The 26,309-nt window shown below is 33.4% G+C and carries 27 protein-coding genes; 26 read left to right on the forward strand and 1 reads right to left on the reverse strand.

Annotated features, from left to right (window positions below; translation table 11 throughout):
* Positions 1–120 precede the first annotated feature (120 nt).
* The 23 genes from Q0857_RS16020 (at position 121) to Q0857_RS16130 (ending at position 20,206) form a co-directional block, all read left to right on the forward strand.
* Positions 121–2,466: an arylsulfatase gene (locus tag Q0857_RS16020; RefSeq protein ID WP_298537644.1), complete on the forward strand. Its 2,346-nt coding sequence runs from the start codon at positions 121–123 to the stop codon at positions 2,464–2,466.
* 77 nt (positions 2,467–2,543) lie between these two features.
* Positions 2,544–2,996, forward strand: a complete 453-nt coding sequence (locus Q0857_RS16025; RefSeq protein ID WP_298537647.1) for a hypothetical protein — start codon at positions 2,544–2,546, stop codon at positions 2,994–2,996.
* Between the two features lie 267 nt (positions 2,997–3,263).
* Entirely contained in the window at positions 3,264–3,875 is a 612-nt protein-coding gene (locus Q0857_RS16030; protein WP_298537650.1) for a hypothetical protein, read from the forward strand.
* Between the two features lie 183 nt (positions 3,876–4,058).
* A complete protein-coding gene (locus Q0857_RS16035; protein ID WP_189362855.1) occupies positions 4,059–4,310 on the forward strand; it encodes a type II toxin-antitoxin system ParD family antitoxin in 252 nt (83 codons plus the stop codon).
* Positions 4,303–4,602: a type II toxin-antitoxin system RelE/ParE family toxin gene (locus Q0857_RS16040; RefSeq protein ID WP_298537657.1), complete on the forward strand. Its 300-nt coding sequence runs from the start codon at positions 4,303–4,305 to the stop codon at positions 4,600–4,602. The genes Q0857_RS16035 and Q0857_RS16040 overlap by 8 nt, the downstream gene beginning before the upstream one ends.
* A 184-nt stretch (positions 4,603–4,786) precedes the next feature.
* The gene (locus Q0857_RS16045) at positions 4,787–5,158 is read left to right on the forward strand and encodes a transposase (protein WP_298537660.1); all 372 of its coding nucleotides are present in this window, start codon (positions 4,787–4,789) and stop codon (positions 5,156–5,158) included.
* Positions 5,158–6,009: an IS3 family transposase gene (locus tag Q0857_RS16050; protein WP_298537753.1), complete on the forward strand. Its 852-nt coding sequence runs from the start codon at positions 5,158–5,160 to the stop codon at positions 6,007–6,009. Before Q0857_RS16045 ends, Q0857_RS16050 begins: the two co-directional genes overlap by 1 nt.
* Positions 6,010–6,063: 54 nt before the next feature.
* Positions 6,064–7,404 carry a sulfatase-like hydrolase/transferase gene (locus tag Q0857_RS16055; protein WP_298537663.1) on the forward strand — a complete coding sequence of 447 codons (1,341 nt, stop codon included), beginning with the start codon at positions 6,064–6,066 and terminating at the stop codon, positions 7,402–7,404.
* 190 nt (positions 7,405–7,594) lie between these two features.
* The gene (locus Q0857_RS16060; protein WP_298537666.1) at positions 7,595–8,488 is read left to right on the forward strand and encodes a dienelactone hydrolase family protein; all 894 of its coding nucleotides are present in this window, start codon (positions 7,595–7,597) and stop codon (positions 8,486–8,488) included.
* Between the two features lie 115 nt (positions 8,489–8,603).
* On the forward strand, positions 8,604–9,290 hold the full coding sequence (locus Q0857_RS16065) for a YafY family protein (RefSeq protein WP_298537668.1): 687 nt from the start codon (positions 8,604–8,606) through the stop codon (positions 9,288–9,290).
* Positions 9,291–9,349: 59 nt separating this feature from the next.
* The gene (locus Q0857_RS16070; protein WP_298537670.1) at positions 9,350–9,739 is read left to right on the forward strand and encodes a hypothetical protein; all 390 of its coding nucleotides are present in this window, start codon (positions 9,350–9,352) and stop codon (positions 9,737–9,739) included.
* A gap of 6 nt (positions 9,740–9,745) precedes the next feature.
* The gene (locus tag Q0857_RS16075) at positions 9,746–10,222 is read left to right on the forward strand and encodes a DUF6194 family protein (protein ID WP_298537673.1); all 477 of its coding nucleotides are present in this window, start codon (positions 9,746–9,748) and stop codon (positions 10,220–10,222) included.
* Positions 10,223–10,443: 221 nt separating this feature from the next.
* The gene (locus Q0857_RS16080) at positions 10,444–11,241 is read left to right on the forward strand and encodes an AraC family transcriptional regulator (RefSeq protein ID WP_298537676.1); all 798 of its coding nucleotides are present in this window, start codon (positions 10,444–10,446) and stop codon (positions 11,239–11,241) included.
* A gap of 63 nt (positions 11,242–11,304) precedes the next feature.
* A complete protein-coding gene (locus Q0857_RS16085) occupies positions 11,305–12,435 on the forward strand; it encodes an SRPBCC family protein (RefSeq protein WP_298537679.1) in 1,131 nt (376 codons plus the stop codon).
* A gap of 225 nt (positions 12,436–12,660) precedes the next feature.
* Complete coding sequence (locus Q0857_RS16090) at positions 12,661–13,239, forward strand: TetR/AcrR family transcriptional regulator (protein WP_298537682.1); 579 nt, start codon at positions 12,661–12,663, stop codon at positions 13,237–13,239.
* Between the two features lie 50 nt (positions 13,240–13,289).
* Positions 13,290–14,177, forward strand: coding sequence for a hypothetical protein (locus tag Q0857_RS16095; RefSeq protein ID WP_298537685.1), 888 nt, complete (start codon positions 13,290–13,292; stop codon positions 14,175–14,177).
* A 2-nt stretch (positions 14,178–14,179) separates the two neighbouring features.
* On the forward strand, positions 14,180–15,172 hold the full coding sequence (locus tag Q0857_RS16100; RefSeq protein WP_298537688.1) for a hypothetical protein: 993 nt from the start codon (positions 14,180–14,182) through the stop codon (positions 15,170–15,172).
* A gap of 233 nt (positions 15,173–15,405) precedes the next feature.
* On the forward strand, positions 15,406–15,708 hold the full coding sequence (locus Q0857_RS16105; RefSeq protein ID WP_298537690.1) for a helix-turn-helix transcriptional regulator: 303 nt from the start codon (positions 15,406–15,408) through the stop codon (positions 15,706–15,708).
* 45 nt (positions 15,709–15,753) lie between these two features.
* Complete coding sequence (locus Q0857_RS16110) at positions 15,754–16,017, forward strand: hypothetical protein (RefSeq protein WP_298537692.1); 264 nt, start codon at positions 15,754–15,756, stop codon at positions 16,015–16,017.
* Between the two features lie 16 nt (positions 16,018–16,033).
* Complete coding sequence (locus Q0857_RS16115) at positions 16,034–16,636, forward strand: short chain dehydrogenase (protein ID WP_298537694.1); 603 nt, start codon at positions 16,034–16,036, stop codon at positions 16,634–16,636.
* 66 nt (positions 16,637–16,702) lie between these two features.
* The gene (locus tag Q0857_RS16120) at positions 16,703–17,200 is read left to right on the forward strand and encodes a ClbS/DfsB family four-helix bundle protein (protein ID WP_298537696.1); all 498 of its coding nucleotides are present in this window, start codon (positions 16,703–16,705) and stop codon (positions 17,198–17,200) included.
* Positions 17,201–17,614: 414 nt separating this feature from the next.
* On the forward strand, positions 17,615–18,610 hold the full coding sequence (locus Q0857_RS16125; RefSeq protein ID WP_298537755.1) for a VCBS repeat-containing protein: 996 nt from the start codon (positions 17,615–17,617) through the stop codon (positions 18,608–18,610).
* Between the two features lie 228 nt (positions 18,611–18,838).
* On the forward strand, positions 18,839–20,206 hold the full coding sequence (locus Q0857_RS16130; protein WP_298537698.1) for a T9SS type A sorting domain-containing protein: 1,368 nt from the start codon (positions 18,839–18,841) through the stop codon (positions 20,204–20,206).
* Between the two features lie 108 nt (positions 20,207–20,314).
* Here Q0857_RS16130 and Q0857_RS16135 read toward each other — a convergent pair whose 3' ends face one another.
* A complete protein-coding gene (locus tag Q0857_RS16135) occupies positions 20,315–22,138 on the reverse strand; it encodes a sodium:proton antiporter (protein ID WP_298537700.1) in 1,824 nt (607 codons plus the stop codon).
* An 85-nt stretch (positions 22,139–22,223) separates the two neighbouring features.
* Here Q0857_RS16135 and Q0857_RS16140 point away from each other — a divergent pair, with 85 nt between their 5' ends.
* From Q0857_RS16140 to Q0857_RS16150, 3 genes are all read left to right on the forward strand, one after another.
* On the forward strand, positions 22,224–23,111 hold the full coding sequence (locus Q0857_RS16140) for a universal stress protein (RefSeq protein WP_298537703.1): 888 nt from the start codon (positions 22,224–22,226) through the stop codon (positions 23,109–23,111).
* Positions 23,108–25,303, forward strand: a complete 2,196-nt coding sequence (locus tag Q0857_RS16145) for a SulP family inorganic anion transporter (RefSeq protein WP_298537707.1) — start codon at positions 23,108–23,110, stop codon at positions 25,301–25,303. Before Q0857_RS16140 ends, Q0857_RS16145 begins: the two co-directional genes overlap by 4 nt.
* 137 nt (positions 25,304–25,440) lie before the next feature.
* Entirely contained in the window at positions 25,441–26,301 is an 861-nt protein-coding gene (locus tag Q0857_RS16150; protein ID WP_298537710.1) for an MBL fold metallo-hydrolase, read from the forward strand.
* Positions 26,302–26,309: the final 8 nt, after the last annotated feature.

Below are 26,309 nucleotides of genomic sequence, written 5' to 3' on the forward strand. Positions count from 1 at the left end.
CTTGTTTGCTTGCATCTGATTTTCCTTCGGAAAATCCTCGCACTCAAACTACGCACTATTCTTATACGTAACCGTTGTATGCCATTAAAAAAACGAAAAACACTTAATCAAAATAAAATTATGAAAAAAAACAAACCTTTTTTAAGTACACTAGCAATGATGATTCTAATATCAGTTTCATCAAATGCACAAGATTTAAATCGGGAAATTCTCCCAATAGTTGAACCAGAGGCTAAAAGATACACCGAACTTGATGCTCGGAACACCACACCACCCGAGCGGTTTCAAGTGAACGCTCCTAAAGATGCTCCTAATGTTGTAATCGTTTTAATAGATGATTTAGGTATGGGAGCAACTTCTGCATTTGGTGGCCCAATTAAAACTCCAACTATGGATAAGTTATCTAATAGTGGGTTACGTTACAATAATTTTAACACCACTTCTTTATGTTCACCTACAAGAATGTCAATTAAAACGGGTAGAAATCACCACACTTGTAATACAGGTTCAATTATGGAAACTTCTACAGCATATCCGGGTAACACTGGGGCTTTGCCTGCTAGTGTTGCTCCTTTGGCCGAAACGATGAGATTAAACGGATATAGTACCGCTGCATTTGGTAAGTGGCACGAAACTGCAGCTTGGGAAACAAGTGTTTCTGGACCATTCGACCGATGGCCAACACGTCAAGGATTTGATAAATTTTATGGATTTATTGGAGGCGAGACTGACCAATGGGCACCACTTATTTTTGATGGTGTAAAAAAAGTGAATCCTCCAAAAGATGAAAATTATCACTTTACAACAGATATGACCAATCAGGCAATCAACTGGGTAAAAGCACAACAGTCTATGACACCTGATAAACCATTTTTTGTTTACTTCTCAACAGGTGCTGTTCACGCCCCTCACCATGTATCTAAAGAATGGTCAGACAAATACAAAGGTCAATTTGACAAAGGTTGGGATGCCGTTAGAGAAGAAACGGTTAAAAAAATGAAGGCGAATGGTATCATTCCTCAAAACACGAACCTTGGACCAAAACCAGATGCTATTAAAGATTGGGACAAATTATCAGATGATGAAAGAAAATTATTCGCTCGCCAAGCAGAAGTGTTTTCAGGATTTGTAGAAATGACGGATTATGAAATTGGTAGACTAGTAGATGCCATTGATGAAATTGGAGAATTAGATAATACGATGATTGTTTTTGTTGCTGGTGATAACGGTACCAGTGCAGAAGGTGGAATGGTAGGAATGTATAACGAGATGACCTATTTCAATTTTGTAGAAGAAAAAGTAGAAGACCTTATTCCATTGATGGATGACTGGGGTTTACCAAACACATTCCCACACATGGCAGCAGGTTGGGCAGTTGCATTTGATGCACCATTTACTTGGACTAAACAAATTGCTTCAGATTTTGGCGGAACACGTACGGGTATGATTGTTCACTATCCTGATCAAGTAAAAAAAGGAAAAGGAATTAGAGGCCAGTTTACGCATGCTATTGATATTGCGCCAACTATTTTAGAAGTGGCAGGATTGCCAGAACCAAAAGTTGTAAATGGTGTGCCGCAAACCCCTATTGAAGGAACCAGTTTTGCTTATTCTTTTAATGATGCAGATGCCGCAGAAAGACATACAATACAATATTTTGAGTTGTTTGGAAACAGAGCTCTTTATTACGATGGTTGGTTTGCAAGAACGCTTCACAGGGCTCCTTGGGAAATGGGGGATTTCTCTCCATTAGAAGATGATGTCTGGGATTTATACAATGTTAGAGAAGATTTTAGTTTGACTAAAAATTTAGCATCCAAGTACCCTGAAAGATTAAAAATGATGCAAGACTTGTTTATGGCCGAAGCTGAAAAGTACCATGTTCTACCTATTGACGATCGTGTGGTAGAGCGTACAAACCCTGCTATTGCGGGAAGACCTGACATTATGAATGGAAGAACATCTTTAAGTCTTTACGAAGGCATGGAAGGCATGATGGAAAATACTTTTATCAATATCAAAAACCGTTCATTTACCATAGAAGCAGAGATAGAATTATCTAAGGAGAATACTACCGGAGTAATTCTATCTCAAGGAGGCCGATTTGGCGGATGGAGCTTATATATGAAAGAAGGTGTTCCTATGTTTACTTACAACTTCTTAGGATTAGAACGTTATGTAATTACCACAGAATCCAATCTTACACCTGGAAAATACACTTTGAATTTCACTTTTGATTACGATGGTGGTGGAAATGGAAAAGGTGGAGATGCCCAACTTAAAGTTTCAAACGGCACATCAGGAAAGGGAAGAATTGAAAAAACGCAACCCAATATGTTTTCAGCAGATGAAACAGCAGATGTTGGCTTAGACAATCAAACACCTGTAGCCGAAGGAATTGGTTACGGACCTGAAGAAACTAAGTTTACAGGAAAAATTAATTTGGTTGTTGTCGAAATAAAATAACGACATACAACACGGTATATAGTGCATAGCCACCCTTCGGGATGGCTACGCACCATATACTAACCGTTGCCCACAATATGAAAAAACTGCTTCAAATAGTATTAATCGGACTTTTAACGTTGAGTTGTAACTCAAAAAAGAAAACTGAACCGAAAACTTTTGAGGAAGCGGAATTGGAATTAGCAAATTATAGTGAAGAAGACCGAATGAAAGAATTGGAATATTTAAAAGCTAATGTGTTCAAGGGACTTGAAAATCTTAATGATGGATTCGACTCTGAATCGATTTATTATTTCTCGGAATCTGACTTTGAAATTGTACTTGACCGAGTAGAAAAAAATGGACTTGGAATTTACGGAATTGAACCTTGGATTGATGGAGATTTTTATGGCGTTCTGATTGTTGAAGACTTTGATACTATTGCAACTGACCCAAAATGGTACAGAAAAGCATTTACGGAATTTAAAGCAAGTGGAAAGGAATTGTTATATGCAGCGAGTTATGAAGTTCCAAAAAAACTTTTAAAATAATGCGAGAATATTTTCCGATAATATTGACAATTATAGTAATCGGAATTCTAGCTTATCGATATAGAAATAGTGGCGGAGGAGAATCAGATTTTGACGATTATGATTTCGATTAAAAAAATACTGTGGGCAACAATGTATACCGCAATTACGGCGGATTCGACTACGTCCGAATCCACTCGGAATTGCTAAGGCTTGTGCCAAACCGAAAATTAACGCATATTAACCCGTAACTGACGGTTATACGAGACCGTTGGCCTTAATTAACAAATGACCCCAAGAAGTCTAAAAATATTTGAAAAGAAAAAAGGAATCTATATTTCTCCAGAAAACATTATTGCCATTTCTTGGACAATTCTAATTTTTATAATCCATTATTTAAAGCATTCTTTTGATTTTTATTTTGATGGTTGGGAGACTATCATATTATTTTTTTGGCCTGTTTATATAATTGGATTACTAATAAGCACCTTTTTTCGATACCAAAGAGAAATTGGCAAGTATAATGGTAAATTAATATTCCAACAAGATCAAATACAATTGAATGATGTAGTTTATAATGTTTCCGAAATTGCTAAATTGGATTTTATACACGCCTATGACATTCGAGGAATGTTTGTTAATTATCTCATCGAATTTGCACCACACCTATCGAATGGACTTGACAATGAATTATTTTTAGTTCTTAAAAATGGAAAAAAAATAAAATGCAATTTTTTACAAACTGAATCGGAAAGGCTTAAACATTTTAAAGAAGTATTAACGCACTACCACAGACAAGGTATTATTGATTGGTTACAGCTTTTGAACCTGTTAGAAATAGAGGATTATGACAAAATACAGGAGTTTAAAAAAGAAATAACTAAGGCCAACACCGTGTAAAAAACATTGCCTATTTTAGTTCAACCGTTTGGTCATTGCTTTGTTTGCTAGCTTCTGATTTTCCTTCGGAAAATCAGAAGCTAGCAAACACGCAACGTTCCTTACACATAAACGTTGTGTGCAATTTGACGAAAATTTTGCTATAATACCAATTTTTGGTATATTTGAGTAAAATTATGTCAAATGAACAAAAACACATCAATATCACTCGGAAATTATTTTGACCAATTCGTTCAAAGCCGAATAAGTGAAGGAAGGTTTAAGAACGTTAGTGAAGTCATACGTGCAGGACTAAGACTTTTAGAGGAAGAGGAAAGTAAAGTTATTGCTCTAAAAAATGCAATTCAAGAAGGAATCGACAGCGGAATTGCTCACGATTTTGACCCAAAAAAACATTTGAAATCCTTGAAAGCGAAAAAGCACTCGAATGGCTGAATATAAACTGACCAATAAAGCTGTCGAGGATTTATCGAAGATTTGGGATTATACATTTGAGGTTTGGTCTGAAAAACAAGCTGACAAATATTACGATGGACTGATTTCTAACTGTGAGGAAATTGCGGAAAACCCAGATTTAGGAAAAAACTACGAAGGAATATCTAAGCAACTTCTCGGAATAAAAGCAAATCGACACATAATATTCTACAGAACATTGGATAATAATTATGTAGAAATTACAAGAATATTGCACGAAAGAATGGATTTAAAGAAAAGAATAACCGAATAAAAACTGCACACAACAATGGCTATAAGTAATTGCTTGTTCTCGCCTACTTCTGAAAATCCTCGCGGATTTTCAGCTTGGTGTGTACTTGCAAAGTTATATGCTAAACCACGCAACTACTCATAGCCTAGACCGTTGTAAAACATTTTGACCCGTCCTGAATAAAGGCTACATAATTTCAAACATTATGTACAGAAATGACAAAGTAATCAGACGGTATTCAGAACCTTTTAAACTGAAAATTTTAGACGAACTTACAACCGGAAAACACACAAAGAGCGAACTTTGTAAACTCTACTCTATTGCACCTACAACCGTTAATGAGTGGATTAAAAAGTATAATCGTAAAGACTTAATGAACACCAGAGTAAAAGTGGAAACAAAAGACGAAATATCCAGAATCAAAGCCCTTCAAAAAGAAATTGAACAGCTTAAAAAACTACTTCTTAAAAAGGATCTTGATGCATTGGTATTAGATTCCTATCTAGAAGTAGCTGCCGAAGATCTTGGCTATAAATCTGTGGCGGAACTAAAAAAAAAGCTAAGTATAAAGCCTTAATCAAAGCTAAAGTAAACGCTAAGGGATTTGCTTCTTTACAAACTATAACCCATTGTTTTGGGCTTAAACGCGATGCGTATTATAAATACAAATCTAGAGCTGATATGCGTTTAAAACTTGAACAACAGATTATAAACATAGTCAGTGAAAAACGTAAATCCCTTCCTAGAGAAGGCGTACGGAAACTTGTTAAGTCTCTCGATAATGAGTTCAACAAAGCAAACCTTAAAATTGGTAGAGATACCCTATTTAAAGTCCTTAGAAAACATAATATGCTTACACTGAGAAAGAAAACCAGTGCCAGAACAACCAATTCGTATCATCGCTTTTATAAGTATAATAATATGATAAAAGATATGGAAGTCAATAGATCAAACCAAGTTTGGGTATCTGACATAACCTACATCAGAACCGTTAAAAGCTTTTGTTACCTGGCTTTAATAACTGATATGCATTCCAGAAAAATCGTTGGTTATGATCTTAGTGATAGCTTAGAACTTAAAGGATGCGTAAGAGCCCTTAATAAGGCCATTTACCAAGCTAAAAACATTAAGGGACTCGTACATCATTCGGACAGAGGTATACAGTATTGTAGCAATGTATACACACAAATTCTTAAAAGGAATAAGATTAACATTAGTATGACTGAAGAAAATCATTGCTATGAAAATGCAATGGCTGAACGCGTAAACGGCATCTTAAAAGATGAATTTTATCTCGACCAAACCTTTGATAGTGTGGAAGAGGCCAAAAGAGCAACCAAAAATGCTATTAAATTATATAACTCTAAAAGATTACATTTATCTTTAGACTATAAAATACCTAATAACGTGCACCTAAATGCAGCCTAGTTTTAATCAATAACCTGTAGACGTATTTTAGGACGAGACATTAAAAATATAAAGATGAGAAAAATAACATTTATACTATTGCTACCTGTTTTGTTCCTATCCTGTAATAGTAAAAATGAAATCTCAGATTTAAGGCCAAACATAGTGTTAATTATGGCAGATGACTTGGGCTATGGAGACATCGCATGCTATGGTAATACTACAGTCAAAACACGGAATATAGATTTGTTAGCAGCTGAAGGGGTTAAATTCATGGATTTTCATTCAAATGGTGCCGTCTGTAGTCCAACAAGGGCAGCCTTAATGACGGGTAAATATCAGCAGCGAACTGGTGTAGGAGGAGTTATCACTGCTAAAAACCATAGAGAAGTTGGTTTAAGCCTTAATGAAATTACCATCGCAGAGGAGTTGAAAAAACATGAATATAATACTGGCATTTTTGGGAAGTGGCATTTGGGATATTCAAAAGAATTCAACCCTACAATACAAGGATTCGATGAGTATACTGGGTTTGTTTCTGGAATGATTGATTATCATGCTCATATAGATCCTATGGGCTATCTTGATTGGTGGAAAGGCACTAAAATTGAAAATGAAGAGGGCTACTCAACTGATTTGATAACTAAATATGGAGTAAAATTCATAGAAGAAAACAATCCCAAAAAAACAGGCAAACCGTTCTTTCTTTATATTCCACATGAAGCCCCACATAGCCCTTATCAAAGACGTATAGATAAAGCACTTAGAAAGGTTGGGGTCGCGGGCACAGAACCTGTCCACAGTGATAGTATTTCGTCAATCTACAAAGAAATGGTCGAAGTAATGGATGAAGGCATAGGAAAAATAATGCAAGTGCTTAAAGAAACAGGACAGTATAAAAATACAATCGTTATTTTTCTATCAGATAACGGAGCTAATCGTAATGGTAATAATGGAGACCTAAGAGGATACAAAGCTGGTGTTTATGAGGGAGGAACACGAGTACCTGCTATTATACGCTATCCTAATAAAATTAAAAAAGGGACACTTAATAACCAAACTGTTCTTACGATGGATGTCTTGCCAACATTATTGGATTTTATAGGTCAAAAACCCAGTTCAGAATCCATAGATGGAATAAGTATAAAAGACAATTTAATACACAGGACAAATTTACCCAGCAGAGATGTGTTTTTTGCTTTTGGCAATAAAAGTTTCATAAGAAGTGGAGACTGGAAGTTGGTTCGAATAAAAAGTAAGAGCGGAGATAAAATCGAACTTTATAATTTGTCTAATGATTTACAAGAAAGTAATAACCTTAGTTCATATAATCCTGATTTGATATATAAACTGATTGGTAAACTTAAAATATGGGAAAAAGAGGTTCAAGAAGGAGTTGAACTGATATCTAAATAGTTAAGTTTTTATAAAAACAATTGCTAACAAAGAACTGAGTTAAAAAATAGCAGTTAAGAGCTAAATCTAAAGTTTGGTTCTTTTCTGCTATCTTTGCTTCTAACTGAAAAATAGTGCTTAAAAATCTGCTACTTTTCATATACAAAACCGTTGTGTAGAATTGAAATTCGTGTGCTAAATCAAAATAATTATGAAAATTTTAAAAAGGGTAATCTTATTTGGAGTGATTAGTATTTCTTCTCTTTCATTTTCACAAGAATCAACTCATCAATTTGATTATGCTCCTAAAACAGAATTCAACGATGCAATTGTGGATAGTAAAATTCTTGATTACAATGGCTGTACATTCGAAAAAATAGTCATAGATGGATTTGATTCTAAAGTTCCGTTCTATCTAATAACACCTAAAAAGCAAAAGAATAACAAATATATTTTTATTCTTCATGGTGGTACAAGCAGTAAGGAGGATTTGATTTATCCTACAAATAACTTGTCCATTTTAAAGGACTCGTTGCTTCTCAAGGGGTACTCTATTATTATACCCGATGCAAAATATCACGGAGAAAGAAGTTATCAAGGTAATTTTAGGTCACCGTTAAAATTCTTTTCATCACAAGATTATGAAACAGTAAATGACTTTTTATTTTCTACAGTGAAGGATTTAAGAATTCTAATGGACTACTTACAATCTAAACCCGAACATTCTTTAGCAATTTTTGAAGTATTAGGTTATAGTATGGGTGGACATATAGCCATCCTATTAAATTCAGTTGACGACAGATTAAACCATGTTGTTGCTTGCATAGCCCCTCTAGATTTATTTAAGTTGTCTATAAAATTGGGAATGAATGAGGAAAATGCTAAAAAAGTAGAGAGCCTATCAGCTAAAAACAACGCATTATTACAAAAGGCACCTATTACTATGTTTATGGGAACTGAAGATGAATTCTATTCTGAAGAAGAAGTACAAGCATTTTTTAACGATATAAAAATCAAAGACAAAAAATTGAAATTCTATAATACTGGACATTTTTTACCAGATGAATTTAATTCTGATGCAATTAAATATATACTAAGAGAATAAAAAACTCTACACAACAATGGCTAGAAGTAATTGCTAGTTCTTACCTACTACGGAAAATCCTTCTCTCGAAAACGCAACTATTCTTATACAAATCCCTTGTAGCCAATACAGAAAAATGAATAGACTAACACGAATCACATCAATCTTAATTCATTTACAATCTAAAAAAGTAGTAACTGCAAAAGAAATTGCAAATAGATTTGAAATTAGTTTACGAACTGTTTATAGAGATATTAAAACGCTACAAGAATCTGGAGTTCCAATAGGTTCAGAAAATGGTACAGGATATTTTATTGTTGAAGGATATTCATTACCACCAATAATGATTACTCAAGAAGAAGCAAATGCTCTAATTGTTTCAGAAAAATTAATTCTAAACCAAGGAGACACTTCCTTGATTAAAGATTTCAATTCCTTACTAATTAAAATAAAATCGACTCTTAGGGCTTTTGAAAAAGAAGGAATTTCAAAACTCGAGAATAGAATAGAGCCTTCAACGAAAAACGAAAAAAACAGAAGTAATTGGCTGTCTTCAATTCAAAAGTCAATTACCAATTCGAATGTTCTTAAAATCAATTACTTCTCAATTTACAAGGATGAACATACAACTCGTGAAATTGAACCTCTTGCCATTTATTTCACTGACAGTTCTTGGGTTTTAGTCGCATTCTGTCGCTTACGAAACAACCTACGTGAATTTAGATTAGATAGAATCTCAACACTCTTTATTACTTCTGAAACATTTGATTATCAGCAAGATTTCTCATTAAATGATTATTTCAAGAAATTTATTGAAGTATAGTTGACATAGGGTTGTCACTCCTCCCATTTACATTTGTCTCATAAACTACAATATATCAAATGAAGCATTTATTAATTGGTATTATAGTTATCGTATTGATTAGCTGTAATACTCAGAACAAAACAAATATGAGCAAACAAAGTAAAAAAGTAGGAACAATAGAATTGGTTATTTTTGATACCTATCCTCAATATTCCAAAGCAGAAGTGATAGCAGCAGCAAAAGCCGTGAATCCTGTAACAGAAAAAATTGATGGCTACATTGGAAGGAAGCTAGCAGTGGACAAAAACGGTAAATGGACTGATATTGTTTATTGGACAGACCTTAAATCAGCTGAACATGCTGCACAAGAAATTTTGAAAAGCGAAACTTGTCAAAAATTCTTTGGAATGATAAATCAAGAAACTATGCAATTTATGCATCTTGAACCTGTAATTGATGTCAAATAAAAAGGTATGACTAAAAACGACATAATTGAAAGGGTTCAGGAAAAATTTGACGGCCTTGTCCTAAATAAAAATTGGGGAGAAGTTGGACTATTTTACAATCCAGAAAACAAACTAAGTAAGGGAGTCTATCTGTTGACTTTCAAGGAAAAAGATAGTTTAAATGACAAAGCATCAAATACTGATAGAAATGGTATATTTAGATTGAACATTGGAATATCAAAAGATACCTTTTTTAGGTTATTTGGAGAAAGACCCAAAAGGCCAAAGGCAGGCCAAATAATTGATATGCCTTATGACTTTTCAGAACTTAATAAAATAATGCCTCATCCAATTTATGGTTGGATGAGTTGGATTTGTATTTTAAATCCAACAAAGGGAACTTTTGATAAATTATTCCCGTTAATCGAAGAAGGATACTATTTAGCGTTAAAAAAATATGAAAAGAAAATAAAAGGGCATAACAACGTATCCTATAAAAAATAGCGGTTTAAGTGTTTAAACGAAAGATAAAATATAAAATTAAGTTCAGTTATAAACGGAAAAGTTAGTGCGTGAAATCCCACTACTTTTCAAATACAAAACCATTGTGTTTCATTAAAAAACTTCTTAGACAAACCTAAATAAAGTTTCCTCCTTAAGTTTGCACTATTATGGAAGTAAAAACAATAGAGCTATTCGGTAAACCATTGTTCAATCTAGTCACAATGTCCGACCCCATCAAAATGGCCACATCAATGCCTGAAGATGAAGCGGGATTCGTATATATTTTGAAAGGTGGATGCATTAATTATTCAGAAACGGAAGAGCTACGTCTTAGTCAGAAACAGGCGGTACTCGCAAAAAGTGGAAATAGTACGTTTAGCACAATAACAGTAGAAGGGAAAACAGAATATCAAGCTATAGTGGTTAAGTTTCATAAAGACATACTCGAGGAGCTTTATAATAATTCTTCTTCGCCATTCACAAGAGCATCAAGCCATGAGCTTACCATAAATTCAGCTAAGATTGAGACCAGTATATTATTGGAACAGTACATCAATAGTCTAGTAACGCTCTTTGATAATCCAGAATTGGCTTCTGAAGAGCTGCTTAAACTTAAATTAAAGGAACTAATAATCCATTTACTCAATGCTGAGAACAGTCCGCAAGTATTGGGTATTATGACAAACCTTTACAAAAAGAAAATATTCGACTTCAAAGAAATTATAAATGCTCATATCTGTTCTTCGCTCGGAATTGAAGAACTGGCTCAACTGACAAATCAGAGTTTATCTACCTTCAAAAAGACATTTAAACAGATATACAACGATACGCCAAACAACTACTTAATTGGCAAACGAATCGAAAAGGTAGCCGATTTACTTCATCTTTCTAATGACTCAATCAGCAACATTGCCTATGATTGCGAATTCAAAACACTGGCTCATATGTCACGAGTTTTTAAAGCCAAATATGGAATTTCTCCCTCGGAGTATAGATTAAACTTCTCAGACAAAAGATAAAACTTTCTAGACAAGTTGATGCCTGCTTGGTCGCATACTTTTGTTTTATCAAAAAATAAAAACATGAAAATAAAGCGACTAAACATTTTAATGTTAATCACATTATCAATTGCAACAATTAATTTGAAAGTTATGGCACAGAATGGAGAGAAATATACTGAGATAAAAACAGTAAGAACAAGTGAAATAATAGATGTATCGGCCGATTCACTTTGGGAAATAATCAACCAGCCTGACATCTCTGTTTGGAGTACATTGCTAGACAGTACGAAGTTTTTTGGAACAGAAAAATTTGAAGGTATTCTATGGAGTAAGAGAGTTAGCATTGTGAACTATAAAGGTCATCATGAATCACATGAAGACTTGATTTTTTATGATCCTGTTAATAGGATTATAAAATTTGCTTCCACCAAATTCCCTAGGTTTATTATTTCTAACCAAACACATTATGAGGTTGTTGATCACGGACATCACAAGTCAGCACTTAAAACGACAACTCTGATGAATATGAAAAAATTTCAGGCCTTTTTCTTAAAAAAACCTATGTTAAAAGCAATAAATAAAAATGGTGATGGACTGGCATATGACATAAAATATTACGCCGAAAATGGAGATGTTTCACCCTCAAAAAAGGATAGAATTAAAGAACTTGAAAAAGATGAGGCCAATCAAAAACCAAAATACAAGATTGTTGAGAAGACACTAAAGAGTGAAATTATAAATATTTCAGCGGACTCACTTTGGGCAATTTGTAGAGAATTCGACAAAACTGCAGAGTGGACATCTACATTAAAGCACTCATATGGCACAGGTGAATCTCAATTTGAAGGTGCCACTTGTTCTTCAAGAATCTGTGAAACAGATTTTGGAAAGGGAAAAGTGATTGAAGAACTCGTTATGTTTAGTGATGAAAATAAGGAACTCTCTTATAACCTTACCGAAGGAGCTCCTGGATTTATAACACTTGCTAATAACCATTGGAGAGTGACAAAAATAGGTAATAATCAATCTAAAATTGAAATGAATGTAACCATGTATATGAAAAAATTTGCAGGTTTCTTCTTGAGTGGGCTTATAAAAAACCAAATGATAAAGCAAGTAGGTATTGTATTGGAAGAATTAAAGATTTATGCAGAAACTGGTGAAATATCAGAGGCTAAGAAAAAGCAAATTGAAAAACAGAAAAAGAAATAACGGAAACACACCACTATATAAAGTTCATATTTACTCGTTCCTCACAAATATGTAACTTTATACCAAACGTTGGCAACAATTAACATAATCAAGAAAAACAGACCGACACGAATTAATTTCTGATAAAGAAATCTATTATCAAAAATAACCTGACAACATTTTTCCCTGTAAAGTTTGTGTGTTTCTAAATTTAAACACTATATTTGTACTGATTAGTACAATCATATGAAGCATAACCTTAATAACATACTACAAACAGGAACAGACCTTTTTCAGAAAAAAGGCTATACAGGAACTGGAACTGATGAAATACTGAAATCCGGTAACTATCCTAGAAGTAGTTTTTATTATCATTTCAAAAATAAAGAAGGTTTTGCGATTAAGGTTTTAGAGAGATACGGTGAAAATTCACAGCATTTCTATTCATCCATTTTATTGAATAAACAAGGTGGTAATTCGGCAGAAAGACTTGAAAAATTTGTTTCAATAATAGCTGATTCATCAGAAAATAAAAATTTCGAAAGCGAATGTTTGATACAAAAGTTTGCAACTGAATGCGCTGGAATTAATACTAATCTTAAAGACACTACTAAAGTCCAATTGGATAAATTACTTTCTATTACTAGTGAATGTATTCAACAAGGGCAAAACGAAGGTTTTTTTCATAAAAAAGCAACTAGTATAGATCTTGCTAAGAAATTTCAGGCCATATTATATGGATCCTTTATACAAGCAAGGTTAAACAATAGTGCGGATATAATGATTCAACTTCTAAATGACGAAATACAAAAATTAAAAGCATAAAAAAATTTACAAAAATTATGTATAGATTAGTACATACAAAACGAAAAAACATGAAAAACACACACATTTTATTAATTATAGCAACACTCCTTTTAAGTAGTTGTAAAATAGCTGATATGAGAACCAATTCAATAAAAGATAATGGTATATCAACAGAAGCTTATAATAAAGGAAAGAAAATTCTTGACGAGACTTGGTATAAACATGGATTCAACAAGTTTAGTGAACATAAAACATATTCATTCAATGGTTCCGATACTTGGAAAGGATTAATGGGGAAAATGGGAAAACCTTGGCCTGAGGCTAAATCAAATATGAATTTCAAATACGAAGTCGGCTCATTCGACAGTCAAGTTACCTATCTTGATGGAAAGCGAGAAGGTATTACTGCTGGCTTACAAAGTTGGAATTACTATGAAATGGTGAGCCCAAGAGAAATTGATCAACTTAAAATGAATAAAAAAGTTAGGTTTGGGCTTTCTGCATATCACTATTTCTTTGAAATGTTAGACCGCTTAAAAGATGTTCCAATTATTCAATATGGTGGAGAGATTACATTCAATGGAAATGACTATAATATTGTATTCGCAACTTGGAATAAAGTTGAACCTCACAAAGAAAACGATCAGTACAAATTACTAATCAATAAAAAAACTGGACTACTAGATTATGCCATTTATTCTTTACGCGAGAATTACTTGAAATTCCCTGGTTCTGGATCTTTTTATGGATCAATAAAATATGATGATTACAAAGAAGTTGATGGAATATTAATTCCTCACAAGCAAACAGTCTTTCTCAACTCTCCGAAGGAGAATATAAAGAAACATGCACATCAGTTAATAGTTACCGATTTTAAATTTGACGGCTTTGACTCTTCTCTCCTCAAACCTCTTTCTGATATTAACCCAACGGGAGATAGTAAAATAAAAGGATAGGCATGAAATATATCAACCCAAAATCATCAAAAAAAGGAGACCAACTTCTCAAAGAAGTTTATCAAGAAATTAAATCCTCTCTTCCAGGGCCAATTGCACCACCTTACAAAATACACTCTATAGATTCTAAGCTTTTATCTATCTATTGGGATATAAATAAATTTACATATTTCAGTGGTGATTTAAGTCGAACACTAAAAGATGTCGTTGCGGCTGGAGTTTCTGATGCAAACGAATGTCCTTTCTGCTATGAATCACATACTGAACTACTTCAGTTTGAAAATAAAGAATTAAAACAAGCTTTCAGAACGAAAAACCTTGACCTAATAAAAGATCCGTATACAAAAAAACTTGCGAAGTACTCCCTGAATATATACAATCCTAATATATTGAAAAATGAGAGCTTAGGATACAATCAGGAAGATAAGACCGAAATAATAGGAACCGTACTAATGTTTACCTATACAAACATTCTTACCAACATATTTCTATACGAATCTGTAATTCCCTTACCAAATAGATTTGGCTTAAGAAACTTAATGTGGAAAATGGCTACTCCAATGATGAAGAAAGCTTTCAATATAAAATTGGAACGTGTTGATAAAGAAGAATACAACGAACTTCCAAATACACTAGAATGGGCTGACCAAGACCTATTAATTGGCAACTCCTTTAACAATTTGTACGAGTATCTAGAGAAAGAGAGCTCTTTTTTAAGCGATTCAACAAAAGAAATAGCTTTACAAAAAATTAACAGCTGGAATGGAGAATCACTTGGTCTACAATTAAACGCTACTATTGCACAATGGTTAAAAGAATGTGAAACCAAAGACAAAGACGTGTTAAATATAATATACAAATCTTGTTTTGCTTCCTACACAATGGGGGAGAAAGATATAAACTCTTTTTTGTCCAACCACAATGAAAGTCAACTTCTTATTGTAGTTTCTTGGTCTGCTGCTCAAATATGCCAGAGAATTAGTTCTTGGCTATAATTAGAATTATCAAAAAACTATTGCCAACAATGGCTATAAAAAATTGCTTAATTCATTAAAATAGAATGTTTCTAACCAACAAAATAACTAAATTTAAAAATCAGAAAATTACGTTTTCAAAAACGCAACTTTCTATAGGCTAAACCGTTGGCAACAAGCTAAAAAAACATTGAACTTCAAGCAAAAACACGAATTCACTTTCACATATCGAGATTTATCAATATGTTTGTTGTATGAATTTAAAAAAAGCAACTGAAATAGGAAAATGTTTATCAAACCAAACAAGGTTTCAGGTTTTAGAATGGCTAAAAGAACCAGAAAAACATTTTCCACCACACGAGACATTAAAACATTTTAATGATGGTGTTTGCGTTACCTATATTCAAGAAAAATCAGGGTTATCACAATCAACAATTTCAACATATTTGACAAATATGGAAAAATGCGGTCTTTTAATATCAACAAGACACGGTAAATGGTCTTACTTAAAAAGAAACGAAAAGACAATTAAACAGTTTACGGATTTTCTAACATAAAAAAATTTTGATTACTCATATTGACATTTCGCAATATAACAAACTATGAAATTATTATTTGACATTTTAGGTTGGTCAGGTTCAGGATTAATAATCCTTGCCTATGCCCTAACCCTTATTGAAAACAAAAAGTATTTAGATTATGGCAAGTATTTAAACTTACTCGGAGGTCTTTTAATAGCTATAAATTGTTATTACTATAATGCAATTCCACCATTTGTAACTAATTTACTTTGGAGTGTGATTGCAACATTAACGATTTATAAGTCAAGAAATAAAAACGAGAAATGTAATAAACTAAATGTTTAACTTAAAAATTAAAACAATGAAAATATTAATAATTGGAGGAAACGGAACAATAGGAAAAACTGTTGTTTCACATTTTAAGCATAAGAATGAAATTTTAATCGTTGGACGAACAAAGGGAGGCGTGACTGTTGACATTGCTGATAGTATTTCGATAACGTCAATGTTTGAAAAGATTGGAAAAGTGGACGCTATAATTTGTGTCGCTGGAGAAGCAAAATGGGACGATTTCAATAAACTTTCTGAAGCAGACTATTACATTGGATTAAAAAGTAAATTAATGGGACAAGTCAACCTTGTGCGCATTGGTCAGAATTATTTAAACCCAAATGGTTCAATTACTTTATCAACAGGAATTTTGGCAGACGACCCGGTTGTAAAAACTACAAGTGCTGCAATGGTAAATGGTGGAATACATAGTTTTGTAAAAGCGGTTGCACTTGAAATTGAAAATGGAATTAGAGTTAATGCTGTTTCTTCCGGAATGGTAGAAGATGCTTACGGAAAGTATAAAGACTATTTTCCTGGACATAATCCGATACCAATGAAAAAAGTAGTCAACGGATATGTAAGAAGTGTAAACGGAAAAGGAAATGGCGAAATAATTAGAATCTACGACTGAAAAAAGTAATATAGATTGCTAGCTTAAGACGTATATAGCAATTAACTGCACGTAAAACCAACGAAAATGCCAAGACCTAAGTCAAAAAAAGAACTATTAGAATTAAGCCAAGCTAATTATGAAAAATTATTGAAGCTTTTAGGCTCTTATTCAAACATGGAACTAGAAAAAGAATTTCCTCCAGAAACTCTAAATAGAAACGCGAAAGATGTTTTAGCTCATTTACACGAGTGGCATTTAATGATGCTAGATTGGTACAAGATAGGAATGAAAGGAGAAAAACCTGATATACCAGCTAAAGGCTATACTTGGAGAACGCTTCCTGAATTAAATCGAAAAATTTGGGAAAAACATAAAGATGTTAAATTCCAAACAGCCAAAAATTTATTCGATGATTCATATAAACAAGTCCAACGTGTCATTAAAGAACATACAGACGAAGAGCTCTTTGAAAAGAAAAGATATAAATGGACCGGTTCGACCTCGCTCGGTGCATATTTGATTTCAAACACTTCCAGTCATTACGATTGGGCAATTAAACTAATTAAAAAAGCAATGAAATAATTTCGCGCATGTGTTCCATCAGCCTGTAAACTTTAAACCACTCAAACCTTTGAAAAATCATCTTCAAAGGTTGAAATAAAATCATCAGACAACTTAAATGAGTTTAGTGCCCATTTGGGCATGCAGATTATTCCCATATTTGCATCGACCATTTCTAAAGCAACTTCGGTAAGGAGAATAGCGGAAATCTTAAGAGGAGTAATTTTATTAGATTTTAAAAATTAGTCATATACCGAGACCGTTTTAAGCGCTTTGAAAAAATCTATAGCCATCTAAATCAAACCTTGACGACAAAGTAAACCTCATCTTCATAAACGAATAAATTAAAATCTATGCAAAAAACGCAAAAACTATTAATACTTATTTTTTTATCAATATCGCTTAGTGGGTTTTTGTCAATAGGAACACAATCAAATAGAACAGCATCAATTAACCCTAGCTGATGTCTACAAAGATGGAGATTTAGATGCGCTTGTAGCTAATGGAAGACATTGGGCTGAACAAAATTATATTTTCTACAATGATGGGAAGGGAGGTTTTAAATTAGTCCAACCTATTGGGAAATTCCTTGACGCTTCTTATGCTGTAAAAAGTGCAGATTTCAATAAAGACGGATTTATGAATATTGCTGTAGCCAATGACAAAATTCCAAACAAAATATATTTTGGCTCCATCAATCAAAACTTTGAAAAAGAAATTTCTTTCGGTTCAATATCACCATCACGAAATCTTGAAATAGCAGATATGGACCATGACGGAGATTTTGACCTAATACTTTCTAACAGAAAAGCCGAAAATGAAATCTGTTTGAACGATGGACAAGGTAATTTTAAAAAAATAATCACTTTTGGAATGCATTCAGACCAAACCATCCAAACAAAAATAGTAGATATAAATAAGGATGGTTTTTTAGACTTAATTACAGCTGAAAGACAAAGTAAGAATAAAATATATTTGAATGATGGAAAGCAAAATTTTTCAAAAGTAATAGAATTTGGTAACGAAGAAGATGAATCCCGTTCTGTTGACTTTGGAGATTTTTACAAGGATGGATTTTTGGATATTGTAGTAGGAAATTTAGACTCTAAAAACAATATTTATTTTGGTGAAAAAAGTTTGAATTTTAAACGGGTTTTTAATTTTAAAACCGAATATTCAACTTCATCCGTTAAGGTAGCAGACTTAAACAATGACGGATATTTAGACATTGTTGAAGGAAATTCGGAACAACGAAATTACGTTCATTCAGGGCAAAAGAATGGAACATTTATAGAAATTGGCTTGAGAGAGGACTTAAAAGATGATACTTATAACATAGAAATTGGTGATTTAAATAACGATGGACTGTTAGATATTGTGGAATCGAATTCAGGAAGCTGGAATTTGTATTATAAAACCCTAAAGAAATAACTGTGGGCAACAAAACATATAATTAATTACCTAATTATCAACCGTATATAAAACCTCATGGCCCTTTATCTGTTATCAACCCGGAATTAAGGTTACATTATTTTAAGCATGACGTGCAAGAATAACAAAATGATCAACTGGTATCATGAACCTTATAATATTTTCAAACTTACTATTTTACTATTACTTTAGAGTATATTTGTGAGAATATCAAATATGTTTTAAAAAATGAAATTAAAATTATTTACACTAGCCACTTTCTTATTAACAGCAACTGTTATGTTTTCACAAACAAAAAGCGCAGCTACTTTAAGGCTAGAAGGATATAAATCAAGTGGAAATTGTAACGTCGATATTCCAACGGATAATCCAGAATGGAATTTAGAATTTAAAGTAAATAATTTGACTGGAGATTTAGCTCCTAATGATTATTACACAAGACGAGATCCAAGTTCGGTGTTAAAAGTAAATGGTAAATATTACGTCTGGTACTCCTATAGTTTAAGTAACGGTGCAGGAAAAGTATCGCCATGGGATTTAAACGATTTGTATTATGCTACATCAACAGATGGGTATCATTGGACGGAACAAGGTGTAGCGATTGCACGTGGACCAGAAGGCTCATACGACCATAGATCTGCTTTTACTACTGAAGTTTTTCACCACAATAATATGTTTTATTTAGTCTATCAAGCTTCTGATACAGTAACAAACCTAAATAGCAATAATACCATTGCAATGGCTTATTCAAGTTCGGCAGATGGACCTTGGACTAAATTAGAAGACCCTATACTTTACCCATCATCTGGACAATCTGTTGCATTCGATAAAAATGCTGTCCACGACCCATGTATTGTTTATTTTAACAATAAATTTTATATGTATTTTAAAGGAGAAGGTAATGAATCGCCCATTTGTAGTTATGATACTCAAATTTGGGGGACAAGCTATAAACAAGTAAAATGGGGTGTTGCTATTGCTGATAATGTCACAGGACCCTATGTTAAGTCTGAATATAATCCTATTACAAATACGGGGCATGAAGTTTGTGTGTGGCACTCTGGAGAGGGGTTAGGTATTATGTTACACCAAGATGGACCTGAATATGGAACAACTCAATACTCTTCAGATGGTTTAAATTTTGAAATTATGGGACAAGTTGATTTTCCTTTAAAGCAACCATGGAACTCTACCTATCCTGAAGCGGCTGGTTTATATAGATCTGAATCATCTAATAGTTCTCCTGTATCGGGAGTTTCTTGGGGGTTAAGCCATGTTTTAAATTGGAGAGGTACTTATGGTTCATGGATGTACATAAGACGCTTTGACCTTGAAGGGTATACTGCTGGTTTAAAAGATATTAAAAAATTATACGGCGTAAATATATATCCTAACCCGGTTAGTGACATTATTAATATAGATGATTTTGACAGTGGGAAAGTTATATTATATAATGCCAATGGCATAATTTTAAAAGAACTTAATGCTTCTCAAATAAATAATGGTATTGATGTAAGTGCTTATGCCTCAGGAATATATTATTTGATGTTTAAGACAGAGAAGGGAACCTACGGAACTAAGGTTGTAAAAAATTGATAAATATAATTATTGCCTTAATAGAAAAATACTTTAGCAGGACTACAGAATTAAATGAAAATACGAGACAGAGCGATAATATGTCGACAAGTGAAAGGCTTTTAAGAATCAAATTCTCAAAGCCTTTCCTAAATATACCAGCTTATAACCTGCTTCAATCTTTTCAATAGCTTTGTTTTTTGATGATATAATTTCCAAAACCCCTTTCTTATCTTTAACCAACAACGGGATAATATCAACATCATTATTAGTCTTTTCAATTAAAGTTTCGAAGTGCTCTCTACTCTTTAATGCTATTTCGTGTATTTTAGGATATTTTCTTGCTACTTCGGTTAACGAATTATAATCATCGGTTTGAGAAAACAGGCCTTCGGCAGGGCTATTAGGGTCGTCAATTTCATCTGGTGTTATCAACCTATAATACCCACTTTCTCCAAATTGGCCTCTAAACTTATCAATAGCATAAGCATTGATATCCGCACTTCCAGTTAAAGCCATTAAAAAGCCCACATCATTAAGTTCAATATTATCATTTAAAGTTTCAGAATAAATATCGGTGTCAATAGCTTCTAAACCTTCTTCTTGTGCCAACTGAATATTGGTCTGATTACTATCAATAAGTACCACGTGCCTACCATTATCTTCTAAATACTTTCCAATAAGTCTCGATACATGAGAAGCTCCAACAATTAAAACACCTTCAGATCTCTTAAGAAATACACCGACCATTTTGGCAAACAATCGTGCTGTGGTGGCATTCAATAAAACTGTGCCTAAAACAATCATAAACACGAGGGGTGTAATATACTCCGCTCCTTCTACCCCTTGCTTAATAAGCTTGCTTCCAAAAAGCGAAGCAATTCCTGCTGCTACAATACCTCTTGGGCCAACCCAACTAATAAACAGTTTGTCATTAAACTTTAATTTAGACCCTTGTGTACTTAAAAACACTCCTAAAGGTCTAATAACAAGTACAACTGAAAAAAACAAAATAGCTGTTTTCCAGGTGTAGAGCAGCATCAAATCTTCAAAATCAATATTTGCTGCCAGTAGAATAAATAAAATAGAAATAAGCAAAACACTGAGCGATTCCTTGAAATAAAGCAGTTCTTTGATGTTTTTCAATTTACCATTACCCAAAACCATTCCCATAACAACCACTGCGAGTAAGCCTGATTCATGAGCGAAAACCTCAGACTCTACAAAAACAAGCAGTACGGTTGATAACGATACTACATTTAACAAGTAATGCGGAATGAGTTTCTTATTAATTCCAAAGGCTAAAGCATGAGCAAAGGTGAAACCAAAAGTGGTTCCAAATAATAAAATTTTACCAAACTCAACTAAAGCTGTTTTAGTAAATCCGCTATCGCCTTCAACACTAATAAATTCAAAAACTAATACAGCTACCAAAGCCCCTATAGGGTCTATTAAAATACCTTCCCATTTTAACACCGTAGAAATGTCCTTTTTTAGCGGAATATTCCTAAGAATAGGAGTAATTACAGTAGGTCCGGTAACAATTATAAGTCCAGAAAACAAAAAAGACAACTCCCAACTTAAATTAAAAACGAATCGTGCTAATATACCAGCACCAAAAAAAGTAATCGTCGTTCCTAGTGTAATGAGTTTAGAAATAACAGGACCTAAAGACTTTATTTCGGCACGCTTAAGAGTTAACCCGCCTTCAAACAAAATAATACTAATAGCCAATGATACAAAGTAATACAAACCATCTCCTGGAAAAAAACCTTTTTTTCCATCCCAAACTGGTTCTATCCATTTAGAGCCATCTTCACTCAAAAACTCGGCAGCAATAGGGCCAACCAATAAGCCTATTAAAATTAAAGGAAGTATTGCGGGTATTTTAAATTTCCAAGCTACCCATTGGGCTAAAATTCCTAAAATTATAATCCCTGCTAGTTCTAACATAGTATCAAATCAATATTAAAAAACACTAATTTAATTAAAACAGACGACTCTGTTTTACATTATTTAGTTTTAAGTTTTTAAAAAAATGCTATCTTTCAACTTTTTGCAAAAATCCATAGAAGTATTGTCTTTAAAGCCTTTTAAAAGTATTGGAATTGGAGTGGCTTATTCACCTAACTTAAAAGCAAACCTTTTTGAGGCGGCAAGGCTATCTGTTTTTTTTAAAGCAAAACTGATTTTAATTCATGTTGGTGAAGCCTCAGAAGAAAAATCCAATATGTTAAGTATCATTTTAAAAAGCTTTGAAAAAGACAAACTAGACTATGAAGTGGTGTTTAGACCGGGACAACCTGTTGATGTTATTTTGTCTACCTGTGCGGAAAAGAAAATTGACTTACTTATTTTGGGGGCTGTACAACGGGAACGCTTGCTAAAATATTATGTGGGCTCTATTGCCAGAAAGATTACACGTCAAACTAAATGTTCTATCTTATTGCTTATAAAACCATCTGTTAATCGTATACCTTGTGAACACATTGTAGTTAACGGACTAAAAGACCCAAAAACGGAACAAACAATTACTTCGGCCTTTTATGTTGCAAAACATTTGAAATCGAACAAAGTTACCATTGTAGAGGAAATTAATGAAAGTCAGGTTCCTGTTAAAGTTGATGATGATAAATCATTGAGACGGGCTAACATAATGAAGGAACGTATTAAGCTAAGAGAGCACTCTCGAGTTAATGAAATAATTAGTCATATTCCTGAAAATTATACTAAAGGCAAGACCATAAAGCTACAGCCTATTTTTGGAACGAAGGGCTATTCTATTGGGCATTATGCTCAAATATCGCGAGCCGATTTATTAGTAATGAACGCCCCTTCAAAAATGAATTTTTGGGATAGACTATTTCCACATGACATTGAGCACATTTTAACCGAATTACCAACCGATGTCCTAATCTTACAATGAGTACAAAAAAAGATTCCATAACCTACTTTTTTAAAGCCTTACCTAAAAATATTTTTTCGGGTTTTGTAGTAAGTCTTATAGCCTTACCACTTGGTCTAGGACTGGCAATGGCAAGTGATGCTCCTCCTATCGCAGGAGTTATAGCGGCCATAGTTGGTGGAGTTGTGGTTTCTATATTTGGAGGAAGTCATGTTACCATTTCAGGCCCTGGAAATGGCTTAGTAGGTGTGCTTCTTGTAACCATAGCAAGTTTAGGTATTGAAAACGCATATGTTGCCATTATGTTTTCTGGTGTTCTCTTAATTCTTTTAGGGTTTTTTAGAATGGGAGCTTTGGCCGATTTTTTTCCTTCAGCAGCTATTCAAGGTATGCTGGCCGCCATAGGCTTAATTATACTGGGAAAACAATTTCATATTATGCTAGCCCACAAAATAAAGCGGGAAGATACGATTGACTACCTTGTAGAAATTCCATATACCATTAATGATGCCGTGCATTATGGGAATAAAAGCTTAATATATGCGGCATTGGCCGGCGTAATTAGTTTAGCTATTATGCTATTCTATTCAAAAGTCAGAAATAAATACCTGCAATTGATTCCTGCACCCATGTGGATAGTTATTTTATCAATCGCCTTTAGCTATTACTTTGAAATAGGTTTACATGAACCCAATCCAATTGCTCAAGAATATATGATTTCAGGAATTCCCGAAATTCAAACCATTATAGCAGATTTGCCCAGTCCAAGTTTTAATGGAATTTGGAGTTTTTCCTTTTGGGGGAGTGTATTAGCCTTAACTTTAATATCAAGTATAGAGTCCTTGCTTAGTATAAAAGCTGTTGATAAGCTAGATTCTGAAAAAAGACGATCAAACGTAAACAGGGATTTAAAAGCATTAGGCCTTGCTACTATAGGTAGCGGTCTTTTAGGAGGTTTAAATGTCGTAACAGTAATTGCCAGAAGCTCCGTTAACGTAAACAATGGTGCTAGCAATAGGTCGTCTAATTTTTTTCATGCCTTATTTTTAGTCATTTTTATTGTATTTTTTAGCACGCAACTCACCAGAATTCCCCTTCCGGCATTAATGGCTATTTTGGTATATACAGGTTATAAACTGGCCTCTCCTAACGTTATTACCAAAATGTTTTCTATTGGGAAGGAGCAGCTTGCTATCTTTTTCGTAACCTTAATAATGACTCTAAAAATAGGTTTAATCACCGGGATTTTGGCTGGAGTTTTAGCCACATTAATTATACATATTATCACCAATAAAAGTTTTGGTTTGTTTTTTAGAAACGTATTAAAACCAAATGTACTCATGTTTAAAGAGCAAGATGATAAAGAGAATTATTATATAAGTGTCAAGCATTTTTGTAGTTTTTTGAATTACTTCAGACTTAAACATCACCTTGACGAAATACCAGAAGATCAAGATGTTATTATAGATTTTTCATTATGTGACTTTGTTGATGATACGGTTATGGAAAACATTAGTAATTATCAAGAGTTATTTGCAAAACGAGGAGGTCATTTTGATGTTATTGGCTTAGATATGCATGATACAGATTCGAAACACCCATTTGCCTCTAGACGTTTGCTACCTGTTCCAAAAATCATTAAAAACAGCCTTACTAGACGCCAAACAAGCATGGAAGCCTTAGCCAAGGACTATGAGTATAACTACGACTCAAAGCGAGAAAAGAATGTGTCTTTTTTAAATAATTTTCAATTTTTTAACACCAAACACATTAATCATATTTATAATAAATTAGCATATATAGGTAGTGCTATTAGTCTATTTGATATTGAGTTTTCTGAAGGCGAATTTATTGCAAAAGAGGTCGTAAGAACCACCATGCTTCATATAGACTTAAGCCATCCTATTCCAGAATTTACTTTAGATCGAGAAGGTTTTCTAGAAAAAGTATCTGCCTTTGCAGGCTTTAAAGATATACCTATTGAGAATCATGATGATTTCTCTAAACGTTTTTATTTACAAGGTGATAATGAAGTAGGAATTGCCAAATTTTTTGATGATGATGTGACTCATTTTTTTGAAAGTAATCCCTATTACCATGTAGAATCTAATGGAGAATCTTTACTAATATTTGGAAGAGAACGACTAGCGAGTGTAAAAGAAATTAAGGCACTCTTCGATTTTGGCAAGCGTTTAAAGCAAGTTATTTCATAGGCGTAAACATCTATTGTATAGTTAGATGTGATTTTTAAGCCGTATCTGTGGTTCGTGGTAAACAAGTACAGATCATTTCTTAATATATTCATAACAATCCAAGGGAATGTCATTAGATTTATTAATTTTACAACTCTATGAACCTATACCCCATAAATGCTGGAAATTTAAAGCTCGATGGAGGCGCTATGTTTGGTGTTGTTCCCAAATCTTTATGGGAACGTACTAATCCTGCAGATGCCAATAATATGATTGAATTAAGTATGCGATGCCTACTTATTGAAGATGGTAATCGCCTTATATTGATTGATAATGGCATGGGGGATAAACAATCCTCAAAATTTTTTGGATACTACCATCTTTGGGGAAACTTTAGCTTGGATAGTTCTCTAAAAAAACACGGGTTTCATAGAGATGATATTACCGATGTTTTTCTAACTCATTTACATTTTGATCATTGTGGGGGTAGCATCCAATGGAATAAGGAAAAAACGGGCTATGAACCTGCTTTCAAAAATGCACATTACTGGAGCAACAAAGACCATTGGTTATGGGCTACAAAACCTAATAAAAGAGAAAAAGCTTCTTTTTTAAAAGAAAATATAATACCCATAGAAGAAAGTGGACAGCTAAAATTCACCTCGCTCCCAAATAATAATCTATTTAAAAATTCAGAATTAGGCTTTGATATATTTTTCGCAAATGGACATACAGATAAACAAATGCTCCCGTTAATTCAGTATAAGGATAAGACCATTGCGTTTATGGCTGATTTACTACCTACTATTGGGCATATACCCTTACCCTATGTTATGGGTTATGATACGAGGCCGCTATTAACACTTGATGAAAAGGCAGAATTTCTTAATATGGCTGCCGAAAAAAACTTCTACCTGTTTTTAGAACATGATGCGCATAATGAAATCATCACAGTTCAAAAAACGGAAAAAGGAGTTCGACTACAGAACATTTTTAAAACTGAAGATATATTTAAATAAAAGATAAA

Origin of the sequence: uncultured Algibacter sp., from assembly GCF_947495925.1 — a bacterium.
Taxonomy (GTDB): domain Bacteria; phylum Bacteroidota; class Bacteroidia; order Flavobacteriales; family Flavobacteriaceae; genus Algibacter_E.

Excerpts from the sequence above, each read along its gene's own strand:
- Q0857_RS16020 (WP_298537644.1), top strand. The coding sequence starts at position 121 with ATGAAAAAAAACAAACCTTTTTTAAGTACACTAGCAATGATGATTCTA.
- Q0857_RS16025 (WP_298537647.1), top strand. The coding sequence starts at position 2,544 with ATGAAAAAACTGCTTCAAATAGTATTAATCGGACTTTTAACGTTGAGT.
- Q0857_RS16030 (WP_298537650.1), top strand. The coding sequence starts at position 3,264 with ATGACCCCAAGAAGTCTAAAAATATTTGAAAAGAAAAAAGGAATCTAT.
- Q0857_RS16035 (WP_189362855.1), top strand. The coding sequence starts at position 4,059 with ATGAACAAAAACACATCAATATCACTCGGAAATTATTTTGACCAATTC.
- Q0857_RS16040 (WP_298537657.1), top strand. The coding sequence starts at position 4,303 with ATGGCTGAATATAAACTGACCAATAAAGCTGTCGAGGATTTATCGAAG.
- Q0857_RS16045 (WP_298537660.1), top strand. The coding sequence starts at position 4,787 with ATGTACAGAAATGACAAAGTAATCAGACGGTATTCAGAACCTTTTAAA.
- Q0857_RS16055 (WP_298537663.1), top strand. The coding sequence starts at position 6,064 with ATGAGAAAAATAACATTTATACTATTGCTACCTGTTTTGTTCCTATCC.
- Q0857_RS16060 (WP_298537666.1), top strand. The coding sequence starts at position 7,595 with ATGAAAATTTTAAAAAGGGTAATCTTATTTGGAGTGATTAGTATTTCT.
- Q0857_RS16065 (WP_298537668.1), top strand. The coding sequence starts at position 8,604 with ATGAATAGACTAACACGAATCACATCAATCTTAATTCATTTACAATCT.
- Q0857_RS16070 (WP_298537670.1), top strand. The coding sequence starts at position 9,350 with ATGAAGCATTTATTAATTGGTATTATAGTTATCGTATTGATTAGCTGT.
- Q0857_RS16075 (WP_298537673.1), top strand. The coding sequence starts at position 9,746 with ATGACTAAAAACGACATAATTGAAAGGGTTCAGGAAAAATTTGACGGC.
- Q0857_RS16080 (WP_298537676.1), top strand. The coding sequence starts at position 10,444 with ATGTCCGACCCCATCAAAATGGCCACATCAATGCCTGAAGATGAAGCG.
- Q0857_RS16085 (WP_298537679.1), top strand. The coding sequence starts at position 11,305 with ATGAAAATAAAGCGACTAAACATTTTAATGTTAATCACATTATCAATT.
- Q0857_RS16090 (WP_298537682.1), top strand. The coding sequence starts at position 12,661 with ATGAAGCATAACCTTAATAACATACTACAAACAGGAACAGACCTTTTT.
- Q0857_RS16095 (WP_298537685.1), top strand. The coding sequence starts at position 13,290 with ATGAAAAACACACACATTTTATTAATTATAGCAACACTCCTTTTAAGT.
- Q0857_RS16100 (WP_298537688.1), top strand. The coding sequence starts at position 14,180 with ATGAAATATATCAACCCAAAATCATCAAAAAAAGGAGACCAACTTCTC.
- Q0857_RS16105 (WP_298537690.1), top strand. The coding sequence starts at position 15,406 with ATGAATTTAAAAAAAGCAACTGAAATAGGAAAATGTTTATCAAACCAA.
- Q0857_RS16110 (WP_298537692.1), top strand. The coding sequence starts at position 15,754 with ATGAAATTATTATTTGACATTTTAGGTTGGTCAGGTTCAGGATTAATA.
- Q0857_RS16115 (WP_298537694.1), top strand. The coding sequence starts at position 16,034 with ATGAAAATATTAATAATTGGAGGAAACGGAACAATAGGAAAAACTGTT.
- Q0857_RS16120 (WP_298537696.1), top strand. The coding sequence starts at position 16,703 with ATGCCAAGACCTAAGTCAAAAAAAGAACTATTAGAATTAAGCCAAGCT.
- Q0857_RS16130 (WP_298537698.1), top strand. The coding sequence starts at position 18,839 with ATGAAATTAAAATTATTTACACTAGCCACTTTCTTATTAACAGCAACT.
- Q0857_RS16135 (WP_298537700.1), bottom strand. The coding sequence starts at position 22,138 with ATGTTAGAACTAGCAGGGATTATAATTTTAGGAATTTTAGCCCAATGG.
- Q0857_RS16140 (WP_298537703.1), top strand. The coding sequence starts at position 22,224 with ATGCTATCTTTCAACTTTTTGCAAAAATCCATAGAAGTATTGTCTTTA.
- Q0857_RS16145 (WP_298537707.1), top strand. The coding sequence starts at position 23,108 with ATGAGTACAAAAAAAGATTCCATAACCTACTTTTTTAAAGCCTTACCT.
- Q0857_RS16150 (WP_298537710.1), top strand. The coding sequence starts at position 25,441 with ATGAACCTATACCCCATAAATGCTGGAAATTTAAAGCTCGATGGAGGC.